The sequence below is a fragment of the Dietzia sp. 179-F 9C3 NHS genome (genome assembly GCF_045369825.1).
Taxonomy (GTDB): Bacteria; Actinomycetota; Actinomycetes; order Mycobacteriales; family Mycobacteriaceae; genus Dietzia.
This window is the reverse complement of record NZ_JBIQES010000002.1, coordinates 251307-268974: the sequence shown is the minus strand read 5'-3', so window position 1 is coordinate 268974 and position 17668 is coordinate 251307. Positions and strand designations below refer to the sequence as shown.

General features: G+C 71.5%; 18 protein-coding genes. 17 read left to right on the top strand and 1 reads right to left on the bottom strand.

Features of this window, described 5'->3' with window-relative positions; genetic code table 11:
- The first annotated feature begins 10 nt into the window (after positions 1-10).
- From ACH0BZ_RS03595 to ACH0BZ_RS03550, 10 genes are all read left to right on the top strand, one after another.
- Entirely contained in the window at positions 11-2281 is a 2271-nt protein-coding gene (locus tag ACH0BZ_RS03595; protein ID WP_406896588.1) for a polyribonucleotide nucleotidyltransferase, read from the top strand.
- A gap of 74 nt (positions 2282-2355) precedes the next feature.
- Positions 2356-3642 (top strand): M16 family metallopeptidase, encoded by a 1287-nt coding sequence (locus tag ACH0BZ_RS03590; protein WP_406896587.1) that lies wholly within the window; start codon positions 2356-2358, stop codon positions 3640-3642.
- A gap of 34 nt (positions 3643-3676) precedes the next feature.
- On the top strand, positions 3677-4426 hold the full coding sequence (gene dapB, locus ACH0BZ_RS03585) for a 4-hydroxy-tetrahydrodipicolinate reductase (RefSeq protein ID WP_406896586.1): 750 nt from the start codon (positions 3677-3679) through the stop codon (positions 4424-4426).
- A gap of 13 nt (positions 4427-4439) precedes the next feature.
- On the top strand, positions 4440-4922 hold the full coding sequence (locus tag ACH0BZ_RS03580; protein WP_406896585.1) for a hypothetical protein: 483 nt from the start codon (positions 4440-4442) through the stop codon (positions 4920-4922).
- Complete coding sequence (locus ACH0BZ_RS03575) at positions 4919-5371, top strand: flavodoxin family protein (protein ID WP_406896584.1); 453 nt, start codon at positions 4919-4921, stop codon at positions 5369-5371. Before ACH0BZ_RS03580 ends, ACH0BZ_RS03575 begins: the two co-directional genes overlap by 4 nt.
- Positions 5372-5405: 34 nt before the next feature.
- Positions 5406-6158 (top strand): FAD-dependent thymidylate synthase, encoded by a 753-nt coding sequence (gene thyX, locus ACH0BZ_RS03570; RefSeq protein WP_406896583.1) that lies wholly within the window; start codon positions 5406-5408, stop codon positions 6156-6158.
- 60 nt (positions 6159-6218) lie between these two features.
- A complete protein-coding gene (gene dapA / locus ACH0BZ_RS03565) occupies positions 6219-7154 on the top strand; it encodes a 4-hydroxy-tetrahydrodipicolinate synthase (protein ID WP_406896582.1) in 936 nt (311 codons plus the stop codon).
- Complete coding sequence (locus tag ACH0BZ_RS03560; RefSeq protein ID WP_406896581.1) at positions 7151-9256, top strand: ribonuclease J; 2106 nt, start codon at positions 7151-7153, stop codon at positions 9254-9256. Before dapA ends, ACH0BZ_RS03560 begins: the two co-directional genes overlap by 4 nt.
- Before the next feature lie 5 nt (positions 9257-9261).
- A complete protein-coding gene (locus ACH0BZ_RS03555; RefSeq protein ID WP_406896580.1) occupies positions 9262-9918 on the top strand; it encodes a TIGR03085 family metal-binding protein in 657 nt (218 codons plus the stop codon).
- A gap of 61 nt (positions 9919-9979) precedes the next feature.
- Entirely contained in the window at positions 9980-12730 is a 2751-nt protein-coding gene (locus ACH0BZ_RS03550) for a DNA translocase FtsK (protein ID WP_406896579.1), read from the top strand.
- 16 nt (positions 12731-12746) lie between these two features.
- Here the strand turns inward: ACH0BZ_RS03550 and ACH0BZ_RS03545 are convergent, their stop codons facing one another.
- Positions 12747-13028, bottom strand: a complete 282-nt coding sequence (locus ACH0BZ_RS03545) for a YciI family protein (protein WP_406896578.1) — start codon at positions 13026-13028, stop codon at positions 12747-12749.
- 76 nt (positions 13029-13104) lie between these two features.
- On the opposite strand from ACH0BZ_RS03545, the gene pgsA reads away from it, so the two are divergent.
- The 7 genes from pgsA (at position 13105) to ACH0BZ_RS03510 (ending at position 17630) form a co-directional block, all read left to right on the top strand.
- Positions 13105-13692 carry a CDP-diacylglycerol--glycerol-3-phosphate 3-phosphatidyltransferase gene (gene pgsA / locus ACH0BZ_RS03540; RefSeq protein WP_406896577.1) on the top strand — a complete coding sequence of 196 codons (588 nt, stop codon included), beginning with the start codon at positions 13105-13107 and terminating at the stop codon, positions 13690-13692.
- Positions 13689-14174 carry a nicotinamide-nucleotide amidohydrolase family protein gene (locus ACH0BZ_RS03535; protein WP_406896576.1) on the top strand — a complete coding sequence of 162 codons (486 nt, stop codon included), beginning with the start codon at positions 13689-13691 and terminating at the stop codon, positions 14172-14174. The genes pgsA and ACH0BZ_RS03535 overlap by 4 nt, the downstream gene beginning before the upstream one ends.
- 16 nt (positions 14175-14190) lie before the next feature.
- A complete protein-coding gene (locus tag ACH0BZ_RS03530) occupies positions 14191-14505 on the top strand; it encodes a helix-turn-helix domain-containing protein (protein WP_406896787.1) in 315 nt (104 codons plus the stop codon).
- A 107-nt stretch (positions 14506-14612) separates the two neighbouring features.
- Positions 14613-15440, top strand: a complete 828-nt coding sequence (locus ACH0BZ_RS03525; RefSeq protein ID WP_406896575.1) for a PspA/IM30 family protein — start codon at positions 14613-14615, stop codon at positions 15438-15440.
- Positions 15441-15513: 73 nt separating this feature from the next.
- The gene (locus ACH0BZ_RS03520) at positions 15514-15708 is read left to right on the top strand and encodes a DUF3046 domain-containing protein (protein ID WP_406896574.1); all 195 of its coding nucleotides are present in this window, start codon (positions 15514-15516) and stop codon (positions 15706-15708) included.
- Between the two features lie 237 nt (positions 15709-15945).
- Complete coding sequence (gene recA / locus ACH0BZ_RS03515) at positions 15946-17040, top strand: recombinase RecA (RefSeq protein WP_406896573.1); 1095 nt, start codon at positions 15946-15948, stop codon at positions 17038-17040.
- Positions 17040-17630, top strand: a complete 591-nt coding sequence (locus ACH0BZ_RS03510; protein WP_406896572.1) for a regulatory protein RecX — start codon at positions 17040-17042, stop codon at positions 17628-17630. Before recA ends, ACH0BZ_RS03510 begins: the two co-directional genes overlap by 1 nt.
- Positions 17631-17668 lie beyond the last annotated feature (38 nt).

Here is a 17668-nt window from a genome sequence, read left to right as displayed (position 1 = left end):
CAGGAACTTCATGTCTGACATCACGGCCGTCGAGGTCGAGGACGGCGTCTTCGAGACCGTCGCGACCATCGACAACGGCGACTTCGGTCGCCGCGAGATCCGCTTCGAGACCGGACGCCTCGCCAAGCAGGCCGCCGGCTCGGTCGTCGCCTACCTCGACGACGAGACGATGATGCTGTCGGCCACCACCGCCGGCAAGCACCCCAAAGACCACTTCGACTTCTTCCCGCTCACGATCGACGTCGAGGAGCGGATGTACGCCGCGGGGCGCATCCCGGGCTCGTTCTTCCGGCGTGAGGGGCGCCCCAGCACGGACGCCATCCTCACCTGCCGGCTCATCGACCGTCCGCTGCGCCCGACGTTCGTGGACGGGCTCCGCAACGAGGTCCAGGTCGTCGTCACCGTCATGAGCCTCGACCCCAAGGATCTCTACGACGTCGTGGCGATCAACGCCGCCTCGGCCTCCACCCAGCTCTCCGGTCTGCCGTTCTCCGGACCGGTCGGCGGCGTCCGCGTCGCGCTCATCCCGACCTCCGCGAATCCCGCGGGGCAGTGGGTCGCGTTCCCGACCGTCGAGCAGCTCTCCGACGCCGTGTTCGACATGGTCGTCGCGGGCCGTGTCGTGGGGTCCGGTGCCGACTCCGACGTCGCGATCATGATGGTCGAAGCCGAGGCGACCGACACGGTCATCGAGAAGGTCGCCGGCGGCGCGCAGGCGCCGACCGAGGACGTGGTGGCCCAGGGCCTCGAGGCCGCCAAGCCGTTCATCGCCGAACTGTGTGCCGCCCAGCAGGCGCTGGCCGCCGCCGGCTCCTCCGAGCCGCGCGAGTTCCCGCTCTTCCCGCCGTACCAGGACGACGTCTACGCGGCCGTGTCCGAGGTCGCCGAGGCCAAACTCGGCGAGATCATGTCGATCGCCGACAAGCAGGAGCGCGAGAACGCGACGGACGGGCTCAAGGGCGAGGTGCTCGATCAGCTGGCCGAGCGTTTCGAGGGCCGCGAGGGCGAGATCGGGGGCGCGTACAAGTCGCTCACCAAGAAGATCGTCCGCCGTCGTATCCTCACCGACCACTTCCGCATCGACGGCCGCGGTGTCCGCGACATCCGCGCGCTGTCCGCCGAGGTCGAGGTGATCCCGCGCGCCCACGGCTCCGCCCTGTTCGAGCGTGGCGAGACCCAGATCATGGGCGTCACCACCCTCGACATGGTCAAGATGGCGCAGCAGGTCGACTCGCTCGGCCCGGAAACCAGCAAGCGCTACATGCACCACTACAACTTCCCGCCGTACTCCACCGGCGAGACCGGCCGCGTGGGCTCGCCCAAGCGCCGCGAGATCGGCCACGGCGCGCTCGCCGAGCGCGCCCTGATGCCGGTGCTGCCGAGCGTCGAGGAGTTCCCGTATGCGATCCGTCAGGTCTCCGAGGCCCTCGGCTCCAACGGTTCCACCTCGATGGGCTCCGTGTGCGCCTCGACCCTCTCGCTGCTCAACGCCGGCGTGCCGCTCAAGGCGCCGGTCGCGGGTATCGCGATGGGTCTGGTGTCCGACGAGGTCGACGGCGAGACCCGCTACGTGGCGCTCACCGACATCCTCGGCGCCGAGGACGCCTTCGGCGACATGGACTTCAAGGTCGCCGGCACGGGCATGTTCGTCACGGCCCTGCAGCTGGACACCAAGCTCGACGGCATCCCCTCGGAGGTGCTCGCCGCCGCGCTGACCCAGGCCCGCGAGGCGCGGCTGACCATCCTCGACGTCATGGCCGAGGCCATCGACGAGCCTGACGAGCTCAGCCCCTACGCCCCGCGCGTCATCGCCATCAAGGTCCCCGTGGACAAGATCGGCGAGGTGATCGGGCCCAAGGGCAAGATGATCAACTCGATCACCGAGGAGACCGGCGCGAACGTCTCGATCGAGGACGACGGCACCGTGTACATCGGTGCCACGGACGGCGAGTCCGCGCAGGCCGCGATCGACAAGATCAACGCCATCGCCAACCCGCAGCTGCCCAAGGTGGGAGAGCGCTTCCTCGGCACGATCGTCAAGACCGCCCCGTTCGGCGCGTTCGTCTCGCTGCTCCCGGGCCGCGACGGACTCGTCCACATCTCCAAGCTCGGCAACGGCAAGCGTGTCGGCAAGGTGGAGGACGTGGTCAACGTCGGCGACAAGATCCAGGTGGAGATCGCCGACATCGACAACCGCGGCAAGATCAGCCTCGTCCCCGTGGCCGAGGACACCGTGGACGCCACGGACGCCACGGCGGACGACGCCGGCTCCGAGAACTGACCTCACACGCCCGAGACGAGGCACGCATCCCGAGCGCGGGGTGCGTGCCTCGTCGTATGGAGGAGGAGCACAAGGTGGGTACGACGATCAGGGTGGACCGGTCGATCCCCGGGATCCGGGTGGTGACCGAGGACCTGCCGTGGTGCCACACAGCGGCGGTCGGGGTGTGGCTGGCCGCCGGGTCGGCGGACGAGGGTCCCGCCGAGCACGGCGCCGCCCACTTCCTCGAGCACGTCTTGTTCAAGCGGACCACGTCGGCGTCCGGCAGGGAGATCTCCGAGCGGATCGACCTGCTGGGCGGCGACCTCAACGCCTACACCGGTCGCGAACACACCTGCTATCACGTCCACGTGCCGGCGGAGGGGCTGGCGACGGCCGTGGACCTGCTCGTGGACGTGGTGGCCAACGGCTCGTGCACGCCGGACGACGTGGAGGTCGAGCGGGACGTGGTGCTGGACGAGTTGGCCGGGCGTGCCGACGACCCCGAGGACCTCGCGTGCGAGCTCGTCACCGCCGAAGTGCTGGGTGACGACCCGCTCGGGCGGTCGATCATCGGGACCGAGGAGTCGGTGGGGGAGCTCGACGCCGACACCCTGCGCACGTTCCACCGCCGGGTGCTCCGGGCGGGCGAGGTGGTGGTGGCCGCGGCGGGCCGGGTCGATCACGACGCCCTGGTCCGGTGGATCGCCGACGGGCCGCTCCCGGCGGTGGTGGCGGAGGGTCCGACGTCGCGGGTGGTCCGCACCGACGGAGGCTGGGCGGCGGCGCCCCGGCTCGCGGGGGAGGACGACGACTCCGAGCAGGTGCTCTTCGCGCTGGCCCGGCGGACCCCCGCCCGCGACCACGCGGACCGCGCCGCTGCCCAGGTCGCTACCGCCGTGCTGGGCGGCGGGCTGAGCTCTCGGCTCTTCCAGCGCGTCCGGGAGGAACTGGGCCTGGCGTACACGGTCTATGCCGCCCTGGACCAGTTCCGGGCGACGGGCCTTGTCACCGTGGTTGCGGGTAGCCCGGTGGAGCGGGCGGGCGCACTGGGCGGGGCGCTGACGGAGGTGATGAGGGGGATGGTGAGCGAGCCTCCGACCTCCGACGAGGTCACGCGGGCCGTCGGGCACCTCACCGGGTCGATCCGGCTGGGACTGGACGATCCGATGTCGCGGATGACCCGGATCGGCCGCCACCTGCTCGACCGCGACACGGTCGTGCCGGTCGAGGACTCGGTGGCCCGCCTGACGGCGGTGACGCGCGACGACGTGGTGGGGTACTGGGCACGGGAGTCGGCGCCGTGGTGCCTGGCGGCCGTGGGGCCCGGCATGCCGGGCGGGGGCGGCGCGGCGGGACTCCTCGACGGGGTGTGTGGATAGGCTTGACGGGACGCGAGGACGGCCGGAGGAGACGATGACGGTGACGAAGGTGGGCGTGCTGGGCGCGCGCGGCAAGGTTGGCACGGCGATCTGCGAGGCGGTCCGGGAGGCCGAGGACCTCGAGCTGGTGGCCGAGGTGGACCAGGGCGACCCGATCGGGTCGCTGACGGAGGCCGGCGCGCAGGTGGTCGTGGACTTCACCCATCCCGACGTGGTGATGGACAACCTCGAGTACTGCGTCTCCCACGGCATCCACGCGGTGGTGGGCACCACCGGGTTCACCGAGGAGCGGCTCGACACGCTGCGTGGTTGGTTGGACGCCAACCCCGGCACCGGCGTGCTCGTCGCCCCCAACTTCGCGATCGGCGCCATCCTCATGATGCGGTTCGCCGCCCAGGCGGCGAAGTTCTTCCCCTCGGCGGAGATCGTCGAGCTGCACCACCCGAACAAGGCCGACGCCCCGTCCGGCACAGCCCAGCGCACCGCCGAGATGATGGGTGCCGCCCGCGCCGAGGCGGGGCTGCCGCCGGCCCCCGACGCCACCTCCCAGGAGCTCGAGGGGGCGCGGGGCGCCGACGTGGACGGCGTCCGCGTCCACTCGGTCCGCCTCACCGGGCTCGTCGCCCACCAGGAGGTGCTGCTCGGTACCCAGGGGGAGACCCTGACGATCCGGCACGATTCGCTGGACCGCTCGTCCTTCGCCCCCGGCGTCCTTCTCGGCGTCCGGTCGATCGTCGACGCGCCCGGCCTCACCGTGGGTCTCGACACCTTCATGGACCTGTAGGACGGGCCGAACAGTGGACCGGATCATCAAGCCGCTCGTCATGGGCGTCACCACCCTCGCCCTGGTCGTGGCGTTCGGCTACCTGCTCAACCTCGGGTGGTCGCTGGCCACGGCCACGGAGAACGTCGCCGTGCGGGGCCTGGGTGTGGGACTGATCCTGCTCACCCTGGTCGGGGTGTGGGCCACCTGGGCGATCGTGCGCAACGGCCTCGAGCTGCAGCGGATCTCGGCCGCCGCCGCCGCGGAGGGGGTCGAGCTGGATGTCTCCGGACTGGACCGGATGCCCTCGGGACGCCTCGACCGCGACGCCGCGGACGCCCTGTTCGACGAGGTGAGCGCCGAGTACCAGGGTGCTCCCGAGGACTGGCGCACCACCTACCGCCTCGCGCGAGCGTACGACCACGCCGGCGACCGCGTGCGGGCCCGGGAGGTCATGCGCGAGGCGATCCGGCTCCGCGAGCGGGAGTCGTCGGTGCGCTCGGAGGGGGCACGATGAGCCACGTCCTGCTGGTCCACCACGCGCCGTCACCGCGGCTCCGCCGGATCCTCGAGGCCCTCGAGAAGGGGCTGGCGCACCCCGAGCTGGCGGGGATCGGGGTGGAGTCGGTGCCCGCGCTGGCGGCCACCGACGACCACGTCCTGCGCGCCGACGGCTACGTCCTGCTCACGCCGGCGAACTTCGGCTACATGTCCGGCGCGCTCAAGCACTTCTTCGACCGGACCTACTACACGTGTGAGGGGGCGGTCGCGGGACGGCCATACGCGCTGTGCGTGCACGGCGACAACGACACGACCGGTGCCGTCTCCTCCGTCGAAAGGATCACCACCGGCTGGGGATTGGTCGCCGTGGCCCCCGCGGTGGAGCTCGCGGGGGAGACCGACCCAGACACCCTGGAGGCCGCGGCGGACGCCGCCGCGACCGTGGCCGCCCACCTGCTCGCCTGACGCCGGCGGCACCACGCACACGAGGAGTACGCACATGTCCGAGCTCGTCCGGCGGCAGGTCCGCATGGTCGCGCACACGCAGTTCACCCCGCCGCAGGAGATCGACTGGGAGACCGACGCCGAGGGCGGCTCGGCGCTCGCCGAGTTCGCCGGCCGCGCCTGCTACCAGAGTTGGGACAAGCCCAACCCGAGGACGGCGACCAACGCCGGGTACCTCCGGCACATCCTCGAGGTGGGCCACCTGTCGGTGTTCGAACACGCCAGCGTGAGTTTCTACATCACGGGCATCTCCCGCTCCTGCACCCACGAGCTCATCCGACACCGGCACTTCTCCTACAGTCAGCTGTCCCAGCGGTTCGTCCCCGAGCACGACTCCAAGGTCGTGCCGCCGCCGGCCATCGCGGACGACCCCGAGCTGGTCGAGATCTTCCGGCGCGCGACGGACGCCTCGCGCGACGCTTACGCGGAGATGCTCACCCGACTCGAGGAGCGGTTCGCGGACGTGCCCAACCCGATGCTGCGCCGCAAACAGGCCCGCCAGGCCGCCCGCTCCGTGCTGCCCAACGCCACGGAAACCCGGATCGTGGTGACCGGCAACTACCGGTCCTGGCGGCACTTCATCGGCATGCGGGCCACCGAGCACGCGGACACGGAGATCCGGGGCCTGGCGATCGACGTGCTCCGCCACCTCCGGGAGGCCGCACCGGCGGTGTTCGCCGACTTCGAGATCGCGACCCTGGAGGACGGCTCGGAGATCGCCGTGAGTCCCTATGTCCTCGAGGGCTGAGCCGGACGGTCGGCGGGGTGGGCTCGGGGTTCGGCGGCCCTGGGGGTACCCTGGGAGACCATGACACACGTGACCTCGGGGGGCCCGGCGCCGACCGCCGATGCCGATCCCCGGCGCGGCGGCCCCTTCGGCAGCGTCATCACGGCGATGATCACCCCCTTCGGGCGGGACGGCCACCTGGACCTGCGCGCCGTGGCCAGGGTCGCGGAGCACCTCGTGGACTCCGGCTGCGACGGGCTCGTGGTGTCGGGAACCACGGGCGAGTCGCCCACCACCACGGATGCGGAGAAGATCGCGGTCCTGGACACCGTCCTGGCCACCGTGGGCGACCGCGCGACGATCGTCGCCGGTGTCGGGACGTACGACACCGCGCACTCGGTCTACAACGCGCGCCAGGCGGCCGCATCCGGGGCGCACGGCATGCTCGTCGTCACCCCCTACTACTCCAAGCCCACCCAGGCGGGCCTCGACGCGCACTTCCGGGCTGTGGCCGACGCCACCGATCGCCCGGTGATGCTCTACGACATCCCGCCCAGGTCAGTGGTGCCGATCCAGGCCGACACCCTCATCGGGTTGGCCGAGCACCCCAACATCGTGGCCGTCAAGGACGCCAAGGGCGACTTCCACGACGCGCTCACCGTCATGACCCACTGTGACCTCGCCTACTACTCGGGCGATGACCAGCTCAACCTCCCGTGGCTCGCCGTGGGCGCGTGCGGCTTCGTCAGCGTGATCGGCCACGTGGCCGCCCCGCGCCTCGTCGAACTCCGCCGCGCCTACCTCGCGGGCGACAACGAGACCGCACGACGCATCAACCTGGGACTCCTCCCGCTGTTCGACGCCCAGAGGGCGCTCGGTGGCGTGTCGATGTCCAAGGCCGCACTGGAACTTCTCGGGATCCCGGCCGGAGTGCCGCGTCTCCCGCAACTACCCCCTACCACCGAGCAGCGGGACGCGCTGGCGTCGCTGCTCCACAGAGCAGGAGTCACCACATGACCGACACCCCCACCGGTTCCCGCGGACGCGGCCGCCCCCGCAGGGCGGCCGGACGGCCGAGCGGCGAGCCCGCCGCCGTCCCCGCGACGCCGGAGTTCACCGAGCCGGCCGCGGCCTCCGCGGCCACCGAGAAGCCCGGGTCCGAGGGCGGCTCCCGCGGACGCGGCTCATCCGGCTCGCGCGGCGGCGGGTCCTCCGCCTCCGGCGGGAAGTCCGGTACCTGGTCCGCCAAGGCCTCCGGCGACGGTAACGGCGACGGAGGCCAGGGTCGTAAGGGCTCCGGCACCGGCGGCCAGGGGGCGTCGCAGGGCGGCGGCCGGGGCCGCGGCGGACGTGGTCGCGGCCGCGGTCGTGGCGACTCGTCGACGGCCGACATCGGCGGCTTCGTCACGATGCAGGGCGCGGACATGACGGTCCGGCTGCCCAGCCCGCCCAAGGCGCGCAAGGGCGCCATGCGCATCGTCGCGCTCGGCGGCATCTCCGAGATCGGCCGCAACATGACCGTGTTCGAGTACAACTCGAAGCTGCTCATCGTGGACTGCGGCGTCCTCTTCCCGAGCTCCACCGAGCCCGGTGTCGACCTCATCCTCCCCGACTTCGGGCACATCGAGGACCGCTTGGAGGATGTCGAGGCGCTCGTGCTCACGCACGGACACGAGGACCACATCGGCGCCATCCCGTTCCTGCTCAAGCTCCGGCCGGACATCCCGATCGTCGGCTCCAAGTTCACCCTCGCCCTGGTGGCGGCCAAGTGCCGCGAGCACCGCATCAAGCCGGTGTTCCACGAGGTCGACGAGGCCAGCGTCTCCTCGTTCGGGGCGTTCGAGGTCCGCTACTACGACGTCAACCACTCGATCCCCGAGTGCCTCGGCGTGGTGATCACCGCCGGGGGCAACTCGGTGATGATGACCGGCGACATCAAGCTCGATCAGCTGCCCACCGACAAGCGGCCCACCGACCTGCCCAAGATGTCGCGCTTCGGCGACGAGGGCATCGACCTGCTGTTGGTTGACTCCACCAACGCCACGACACCCGGGATCAGCCCGTCGGAGGCCGGCGTGCTGCCCGCGCTCGAGCGGCTCATCGGCGACGCGCGCAAGCTCGTCGTGGTGGCCTGCTTCGCCTCGAACGTCTACCGCGTCCAGTCCGCCATCGACGCCGCTGCCGCCGCCGGCCGCAAGGTGGCGCTCAACGGCCGCTCGATGCTCCGCAACATGGAGATCGCGCTGGAGATGGGCCTGCTCTCCGACCCGTCGAACGTCATCGTCGACATGGACTCGGCCGCCAAGCTGCCGGCCGAGAAGCTCGTCGTGGTGACCACCGGCACGCAGGGAGAGTCGATGGCCGGCCTGTCGCGGATGGCGCGGCGCGAGCACCGGCAGGTCAACCTCTCCGAGGGCGACACCGTGATCTTCTCCTCGTCGCTCGTCCCGGGCAACGAGGAGGCCGTCTTCGGCGTGATGAACAGCCTGTCGCAGATGGGCGTCCACGTGATCACCGGGCGCGACGCCGACGTCCACGTCTCCGGGCACGGTTACTCCGGCGAGCTGCTGTTCATCTACAACGCCGTCCGGCCCAAGAACGCCATGCCGGTGCACGGCGAGTGGCGCCATCTGCGCGCCAACAAAGCGCTCGCGATCGCCACCGGCGTGCCGGAGAGCAACGTGGTGCTGGCGCAGAACGGCGTGGTGGTGGAGCTGGTCGACGGCAAGGCGTCCGTCGTGGGCCAGATCCCGGTCGGCAACCTCTACGTGGACGGACTGTCCACCGGCGACGTCGGCGACACCGTGCTCGCGGACCGCACCGTCCTCGGCGAGGACGGGTTCATCGTGGCCACCGTCGTGGTCGACCCGCGCACCGGCCGCCCGGTGAGCAGGCCGCAGATCATCGGCAAGGGCTTCACCGACGAGCCGGGCGCGCTCGCCCCCGTCGTGGACCTCGTCGAGAACGCCCTCTGGGACCTCGCGGGCGAGGGTGAGACCGACCCGTACCGCCTGGCTCAGGCGGTGCGCCGCACGGTCGGCCGCTGGGTGGCCGACAAGTGGCGCCGCAAGCCGATGATCGTGCCCACGGTCATCACCTCGGACACGGGCGAGGGCTGAGCCCCGTGGGTGCCGATCGCCCGACGCTGGCCCGCCGCGAACGCAGCGCACTGGTGCGCTCGTTGCGAGCTGCGGGTCCGGACGCGCCCACCCTGTGCGAGGGCTGGACCACCCGGGACCTCGCCGCGCACCTCGTGGTGCGGGAGGGGCGGCCCGACGCGGCGGCCGGCGTGCTCGTCCCGGCCCTTGCGCCCCGGCTCGAGGAGTTACGGCTCCGCGAGGCCGACCGGGACTGGGACGAGTTGCTCGACCGGATCGACGGCGGCGCCCCCTGGTATTCGCCGTTTCGTTACGCCGACCAGGTGGCCAACGCCGCGGAGTACCTCGTGCACCACGAGGACGTCCTGCGCGCGCGAGAGGTGTGGAGTGAGCGGGAGTTCGGCGCGGAGGACCTCGACCGCATCTGGTCCCTGGCGACCACCGTCGCACGGACCGTCTTGCGCCGCGTTCCCGCCAGGATCGAGCTGACCACCCCGCCGGGGGTACGGCTCGAGCGTGGCCGCGCGGTCACCGCCGGAGCGGCCGTCGCGCCGGTCGTGAGCGTGACCGCCGCGCCGGTCGAGATGCTGCTCTGGGCGTTTGGCCGCGACCCGGTGCACGTGGACGTCTCCGGCCCCGAGGACGGTATCGAGGCGGTGCTGGCGGTGTCCCGGGGGATCTGAGCACACGGCACGCCTGTGGCTGCTGTTACCAATGGGATCGTCAGGGGCTAGAGTGACACCCATGGCATCCAGCTCGAGCACGCGATCGACCCGTGCCCCCGGTGGACGACGTCCGGCCGCGAAATCCGGCGCGCAGCGGAGCGCGAGGGCTGCGTCGGCCTCGTCGTCGCCGCGCCGCGGCTCTGTGGTGTCCACGCCGCGGGCCGGCACGCGCGGAGTGGCCCGCGGCGGCGACACTCGCCGCACCGTCGCTCCCGAGCGCACGTCCGGAGCGTTCGGCGCCGTCGGGCGTGGCCTGCGCGGGGGGTGGTCGGCGGTGGCCAAGGGTGTCGGCCACGGGGTCCGTGGCCTCGGGGGAGGGGGCGACGACGAGCGCGAACTCCCGCCGCACCGCCGGGACGGTCTCGGGCTGGTCCTGCTGGGCGTCGCGATCCTGATGGCGGGCGCCGTGTGGTTCGGCGCCGCCGGTCCGGTCGGCGACTGGCTCGACACCGGGGTCCGCACCGTCGTCGGCACGCCGGGTGCGGTGCTGCCGCTCCTGCTCGCAGGCTGGGGTGTGCTCGTCATGGCGCGCGAGCCTCGCCCCGACGTCCACTCCCGCTGGCTCGTGGGCACGACCGTGACCTCGCTGGGGGTGCTCGGCCTGTGGCACCTCGGCGCCGGGTCGCCCGCCGACCCCGCGGGCATCCGCGCGGGAGCGGGCGTCCTGGGCCGCGTCATCGGCGGGGGCCTGGAGGCCGCCGTCTCGGTCTTCGTCGCCGTGCCGCTGCTCGTGCTCCTCGTCGTGTTCGGCGTCCTCGTCATCGTTGGCCGCCCCGCGCGGGAGATCCCGGGCCTCGTCCGCGGGTTCTTCGGCTGGGACGGCTCGGGCGACCTCGTCTACGAGGGGGACGACGACTGGGAGGACCCCGACGCCACCACCGCGTACCCGCTCGACGAGCTGGACGCGCCCACCGAGGAGGCCCCCCGCCCGGCGCGGCGGTCGAACCGGCGTCGCGTCGCCGCGTGGTCGGATACTCCCACCACCGGCGAGACGGTGGAGATGCCGCCCGCGCCAGTGCCGGAGCCCGCACCGGAGGTCGACACCACCAGCGAGGCGCCCGCTCCGCGGCGGCCCCGTCGGGCCGGGTCCGCCGCGGCGGCGGACACCAAGGCCACGCCCGACGCGGGGACCACCGAGTCGAGCGAGGTTCCGCAGACCAACAAACCGAGCACGCACACGGCCGCAGACGCCGAAGCCGAGCGCATGGACTCGCAGAAGCAGCTGCTCAGCGGGATCGACTACACGCTCCCGCCGGTGAGCCTGCTCAAGGCCGGCGACCCGCCCAAGGCGCGCAGCGAATCCAACGACCAGATGATCGAGGCCATCCAGGGCGTTCTCGAGCAGTTCAAGATCGACGCCGCCGTCACCGGGTTCACCCGCGGGCCGACGGTCACTCGGTACGAGGTCGAGCTGGGGCCGGGCGTCAAGGTCGAGAAGATCACCGCCCTGCACCGCAACATCGCCTACGCGGTGGCCACGGACAACGTACGGCTCCTCGCGCCCATCCCCGGCAAGTCCGCGGTGGGCATCGAGGTGCCCAACCACGACCGCGAGATGGTCCGCCTGGCCGACGTCCTCACCGACCCCGGGACCGCGGCCAAGCACAACCCGATGCTCATCGGCCTCGGCAAGGACATCGAGGGCGACTTCGTCACCGCCGACCTGGCCAAGATGCCGCACCTGCTCGTGGCCGGCTCGACCGGCTCGGGCAAGTCGAGCTTCGTCAACTCCATGCTCGTCTCGCTGCTCACCCGGGCCACCCCGGACGAGGTGCGGCTCATCCTGGTGGACCCCAAGATGGTGGAGCTCACGCCGTACGAGGGCATCCCGCACCTCATCACCCCCATCATCACGCAGCCCAAGAAGGCGGCGGCAGCGCTGGCGTGGCTCGTCGAGGAGATGGAGCAGCGCTACCAGGACATGAAGTCAACGCGCGTGCGGCACATCACCGACTTCAACGAGCGCGTCAAGTCGGGCGAGATCACCACCCCGCCCGGCAGCGAGCGCGAGTACCGCCCGTACCCGTACATCGTGGCCGTGGTGGACGAGCTCGCGGACCTCATGATGACGGCCCCGCGCGACATCGAGGACGCGATCGTCCGCATCACCCAGAAGGCTCGCGCGGCGGGCATCCACCTGGTGCTCGCGACCCAGCGGCCGTCGGTCGACGTCGTGACCGGTCTCATCAAGACCAACGTGCCGTCGCGGTTGGCCTTCGCCACCTCGTCGCTCACGGACTCCCGGGTCATCCTCGACCAACCCGGCGCCGAGAAGCTCATCGGCATGGGCGACGGGCTCTTCATCCCCATGGGCGCCTCGCGGCCCATCCGCATGCAGGGTGCCTTCATCACCGACGAGGAGATCCACGAGGTCGTGGACTTTGCCAAGAACCAGGCGGAGCCCGACTACGACGAGTCGGTGACCTCGGCCAAGGAGGGCGACAAGAAGGAGATCGACGGCGACATCGGCGACGACCTCGATGACCTGCTGGCCGCCGTCGAACTGGTCGTGTCCAGTCAGTTCGGCTCGACCTCGATGTTGCAGCGCAAGCTGCGCGTGGGCTTCGCCAAGGCCGGTCGGCTCATGGACCTCATGGAGACCCGCGACATCGTCGGCCCCTCCGAGGGGTCCAAGGCACGCGAGGTGCTGGTCAAGCCCGAGGAGCTCGCCTCGGTGCTGTGGATGATCAAGGGCGGGGAGCCGCCGGCGGACGCGGCCGACGGCGCCGCCGCCGCGACCGACGACCTGGACCCGGCGCCCGTCGGATGAGTGGGACGGCGGGCCGTCAGGTCAACAGGCCGTAGACCGGCATCCACTCCCGGACGGTGATGTCCGACACCAGTCCGCGCAGACAGTGGGGGTCCTCATCGACCAGCGCACGCGCGGCGTCCGTGTCGGGTGCCGACACGAGCAGCAGGGCGCCGCTGCCGTCGACGAAGGGCCCGACCGACCGGATGGCACCCCGATACACCTGGGAGGACAGCCACTCTCGGTGGGCGGGCTTGTTGGCCTCGCGTTCCTCGGTCTGCGCGGGCTCGTAGGTGTAGGTGACGGCGAAGAACGGCATCGGCGGCGGGCTCCCTCGGTCTCGGGTGGGACGTGCGGGTCCAGGGTATGACGACGGCCGTGGCTAAGGTGTGGGGGTGACCGCTTCCCCCGCCGACGAGGGTCGACCCTCCGCCGAGGTCCCCGTCCTCAACGTCGCCAACGTCCTCACCGTGCTGCGGATCGTGCTGGTCCCGGTGTTCCTCGTGATCTTCTTCGTGGCCGGCGCCCAGGACCCGTGGTGGCGGCTGGGGGCGTTCGTCGCCTTCGTCGTCGCCATGGGCACCGACTACATCGACGGCTACCTCGCCCGCCGGCTCGGGCTGGTCACCGACTTCGGCAAGATCGCTGACCCCATCGCCGACAAGGCGCTGATGGCGGCGGCGATGATCTCCCTGTCCGTCATCGGCGAGCTGTACTGGTGGGTCACCGTCGTCGTGCTCGTCCGTGAGGTCGGCATCACCCTGTGGCGCCTGTTCGGGGTGGATCACGTCGTGGCGGCCAGTCCCGGGGGGAAACTCAAGACAGTGACGCAGTCGGTCGGTGTGGGCATGCTCATCCTGCCACTGCCGCACTGGTTCTGGCCGATCGAGTGGATCGTGGTGGGTATCGCGGTGGTGCTCACCGTGTACACGGGTATCGACTACCTCCTGAAGGCGCGGCGGGCGGCTCGGAGCGCGGCGTGAGCGCGCGGGAGACGGAATTCGTCGCCCGACTGTCCGCCCGCGGCCTCACCGTGGCCACCGCTGAGTCGCTCACCGCCGGCCTGCTCGCGTCGCGGATCGCCGCGGTGCCCGGGGCCTCCGCCGTCCTGCGCGGCGGGCTCGTCGTCTACGCCACCGACCTCAAGCACACCCTGGCCGGTGTCCCCGACGAGGTGCTCGCGCGGCACGGCGCGGTCTCCCGCGAGACCGCTGCGGCGCTGGCGGACGGGGCGCGGTCGCGGTGCGGTGCCGACGTGGGGATCGGGCTGACCGGCGTGGCCGGCCCCGACCTCCAGGAGGGACACCCGGCGGGGACCGTCTACGTGGGGGTCTCCGGGCCGGACGGGCACGCGGAGGTCCTCGCGCCGGCGCTGCGGGGGAATCGCGCGCGGATCCGTGAGGCCGCGTGCGAGGTGGCCATCGACCGGCTGCTCGAGATCCTCGGGAACGAAACCGGCGCGTGAGGCGTTGTACCCCGTGATGCCGAACATCCAGATGACCACGCTGCCCCGACCGGACGACCGGCCCGGGCGTCCGCTGCTCCGGGAGGCCCTGGGGACGGTCCTCCGCGGGCTGCGCGGGGAGACCGGCCGCACCCTCCGGGACGTCGCCGATGTCGCCCGGGTCAGCCCCGGCTACCTCTCCGAGATCGAACGCGGCCGCAAGGAGGCCTCGAGCGAGCTCCTGGCCGCGGTGTCCGACGCCCTCGACGTGTCGCTGGGTGAGATACTCATCCGCGCCGCACTCGAGGTCTCCCCGCCCGGGACGGTCGCCGAGCCGGTGCTCGCGGCCTGAACCGCACGTCACCAGACCCACCAGGACGTCGGTGGTCGTATACCGACCCCGTTCGGTACCGTGGTACCGACCCGTCGTCCGAATCGGCAGAAGGACACAACGCAGCGATGGCCAATCCGTTCGTCAAGGCATGGCGCTACCTCATGGCGCTGTTCGATTCGAAGATCGACGAGAACGCCGATCCGAAGGTGCAGATCCAGCAGGCGATCGCGGACGCGCAGCGTCAGCACCAGCAGCTCTCGCAGCAGGCGGCAGCGGTCATCGGCAACCAGCGCCAGCTGGAGATGAAGCTCAACCGTCAGCTCGCCGAGATCGAGAAGCTGCAGGGCTCCACGCGCCAGGCCCTGCAGATGTCCGACCAGGCCCGCCAGAACGGTGACGCGCAGAAGGCGACCGAGTACGAGAACGCCGCGGAGGCCTTTGCCGCGCAGCTCGTCACCGCCGAGCAGAGCGTCGAGGACCTCAAGGGGCTGCACGACCAGTCGCTGCAGGCCGCCGCGCAGGCCAAGAAGGCCGTCGAGCAGAACGCCATGGTGCTCCAGCAGAAGGTGGCGGAGCGCACCAAGCTGCTCAGCCAGCTCGAGCAGGCCAAGATGCAGGAGCAGGTCAGCGCGTCCCTGCAGTCCATGTCGGAGATGTCGGCCGGGGGCAACACCCCGAACCTGGACCAGGTCCGCGAGAAGATCGAGCGCCGCTACGCCAACGCGCTCGGCTCCGCTGAGCTCGCCCAGAACTCTGTGCAGGGGCGCATGCTCGAGGTCGAGCAGGCCTCCACCCAACTCGCCGGCCACAGCCGCCTCGAGCAGATCCGGGCGTCCATGAGGGCCGAGGGCGGGCAGCTCGAGCAGGGCTCCGGCGCCACCGGGCAGCTCTCGGCGGGCCAGTCGGCCCCGGCCACGCCGCCGCAGCAGCAGGCGCAGTCCGAACAGCAGTAGTGATCGCATAGGCCCCGGGCCGTCGGCGTCCGCGCCGGCGGCCCGCCGTCGTCTCCGGGGAGGGGGAACAGGGGTGACGTTGACCGAGTTCCGGGAACGGACCGGGGAGGTGTTCGGGTCGCTGCGGGCCGACCACCTCGTCCGGACCCACCACCTGTCCGCGTGTGGCGGTCGGACCGCCGCGGAGGCGATCGACGCCGGCGAATCCGTGAAACGGGTGTGGCTCGCACTGTGCGAGGAGTTCGACGTCCCCGAGGTGGATCGATAGCGATCCCGGGCGCCCGCACCGCGGCGTGTCGCACCATCTCGAACATCCGTTCGTCTACACTCGGGACCCGTGACCGCGCGGATCCCTCTCCACAGGGCCCCGTCCCTCCACAGGGCGGGGCCGTCGGGGGATCGCGCGGCGGTTCGTGTCGTACCCGACCCGTAGCGTCCGGACCGAGAAGGCAGACAGAGACCCGCCGGTGGGGCACCGGGGTCGTAGACGAACGGAGAGCAGCTGATGGCAGGTAAGGCCGTGGCAGGTAAGAGCAAGGACAAGACGCAGGGCCGCGAGCAGGCGCTCGAGCTCGCCCTCGCGCAGATCGACAAGGCCTTCGGGAAGGGCTCGGTCATGCGACTGGGCGACGACACGCGTCCGCCGGTCAAGGTCATCCCGTCGGGCGCGCTGTCGCTCGACGTGGCGCTCGGCGTGGGCGGGTTCCCCCGCGGTCGCGTCGTGGAGGTCTATGGGCCGGAGTCCTCCGGTAAGACCACCGTCGCGCTCCACGCCGTCGCCAACGCGCAGGCCGCCGGCGGGATCGCCGCGTTCATCGACGCCGAGCACGCGCTGGATCCGGAGTACGCGCGTCGGCTCGGGGTGGACACGGACAACCTCATCGTCTCGCAGCCGGACACCGGCGAGCAGGCCCTGGAGATCGCGGACATGCTGGTCAAGTCGGGGTCGATCGACATCATCGTCATCGACTCCGTCGCCGCGCTCGTGCCCCGCGCGGAGATCGAGGGCGAGATGGGCGACAGCCACGTGGGCCTGCAGGCCCGGCTCATGAGCCAGGCACTGCGCAAGATGACCGGCGCGCTCCACAACTCCGGGACCACCGCGATCTTCATCAACCAGCTCCGCGAGAAGATCGGCGTGATGTTCGGTTCGCCGGAGACCACGACCGGCGGCAAGGCGCTCAAGTTCTACGCGTCGGTACGGCTGGACGTGCGCCGGATCGAGACGCTCAAGGACGGCGCCGACGCGGTGGGCAACCGCACCAAGGTCAAGGTGGTCAAGAACAAGGTCGCGCCGCCGTTCAAGATCGCGGAGTTCGACATCCTCTACGGCGAGGGCATCAGCCGGGAGGGCTCGCTCATCGACATGGGCGTGGAGAACGGCTTCATCAAGAAGTCCGGCTCGTGGTTCACCTACGGCACCGACCAGCTCGGACAGGGGAAGGAGAACGCCCGCCGGTACCTCAAGGAGAACCCTGACGTGCGGGACGAGATCGAGCGCAAGATCCTCGACAAGCTCAACATCGGCGCCGGCGCCGAGATCGCGGAGATCGAGGCGGACGCCGACGCGCCGATCGACGTCGTGCCCGTCGACTTCTGATGCCGGCGGCGGGACCGCGGCGGCCCATCGACCTGGAGGCGCTCCGAGCCGCGGTCGCCGCGGTGGATTCCCGCGGCTCGGCCACGGCCGACCTCCCCCCGCTGAGCCCGGACGCCCACGAGGCGGCCAAGGCGGCGCTGCGGCTGCTCCGGCACCGGCCCCGGAGCGAGCACGAGCTACGCGAGCGGTTGGCGGCCAGGGAATACGAGTCCGCGACGATCGATGAGGCGGTCGACCGCATCCGGGCCTGGGGGCTGGTGGACGACGCCGACTTCGCCGCCGAGTGGGTCCGGGGCCGACGCCGCCGCCGGGGGCGCTCCCGCGGCGCGCTCCAACGCGAGCTGCGGGAGAAGGGAGTCGCCGAGGTCCACATCGCCGGCGCGGTGGCGGGGATCGCCGACGACGAGGAACGGGACCACGCAGCGGAGCTCGTCCGCTCCCGACTCGCTCGTCGGCCGGGCACCGGCGGCGCGGCGCGCGACCGGCTCGGCGAGCGCCGGAGGCTCGTCGCGTTCCTCGCCCGGCGCGGTTACCCGACCGGGCTGGCGATGTCCGTGGTGGACGCCGAGCTCGCCGCCGCAGGCTGGTGAGGGCCGGGGGCGGGGGCCCAGCGGCGATTACCCCCAGG

Coding starts and splice junctions, on each gene's coding strand:
- thyX (WP_406896583.1), top strand. CDS start 5,406: ATGTCCGAGCTCGTCCGGCGGCAGGTCCGCATGGTCGCGCACACGCAG.
- ACH0BZ_RS03550 (WP_406896579.1), top strand. CDS start 9,980: ATGGCATCCAGCTCGAGCACGCGATCGACCCGTGCCCCCGGTGGACGA.
- dapB (WP_406896586.1), top strand. CDS start 3,677: ATGACGGTGACGAAGGTGGGCGTGCTGGGCGCGCGCGGCAAGGTTGGC.
- ACH0BZ_RS03560 (WP_406896581.1), top strand. CDS start 7,151: ATGACCGACACCCCCACCGGTTCCCGCGGACGCGGCCGCCCCCGCAGG.
- ACH0BZ_RS03595 (WP_406896588.1), top strand. CDS start 11: ATGTCTGACATCACGGCCGTCGAGGTCGAGGACGGCGTCTTCGAGACC.
- ACH0BZ_RS03530 (WP_406896787.1), top strand. CDS start 14,191: ATGCCGAACATCCAGATGACCACGCTGCCCCGACCGGACGACCGGCCC.
- ACH0BZ_RS03525 (WP_406896575.1), top strand. CDS start 14,613: ATGGCCAATCCGTTCGTCAAGGCATGGCGCTACCTCATGGCGCTGTTC.
- ACH0BZ_RS03575 (WP_406896584.1), top strand. CDS start 4,919: ATGAGCCACGTCCTGCTGGTCCACCACGCGCCGTCACCGCGGCTCCGC.
- recA (WP_406896573.1), top strand. CDS start 15,946: ATGGCAGGTAAGGCCGTGGCAGGTAAGAGCAAGGACAAGACGCAGGGC.
- ACH0BZ_RS03510 (WP_406896572.1), top strand. CDS start 17,040: ATGCCGGCGGCGGGACCGCGGCGGCCCATCGACCTGGAGGCGCTCCGA.
- ACH0BZ_RS03545 (WP_406896578.1), bottom strand. CDS start 13,028: ATGCCGTTCTTCGCCGTCACCTACACCTACGAGCCCGCGCAGACCGAG.
- dapA (WP_406896582.1), top strand. CDS start 6,219: ATGACACACGTGACCTCGGGGGGCCCGGCGCCGACCGCCGATGCCGAT.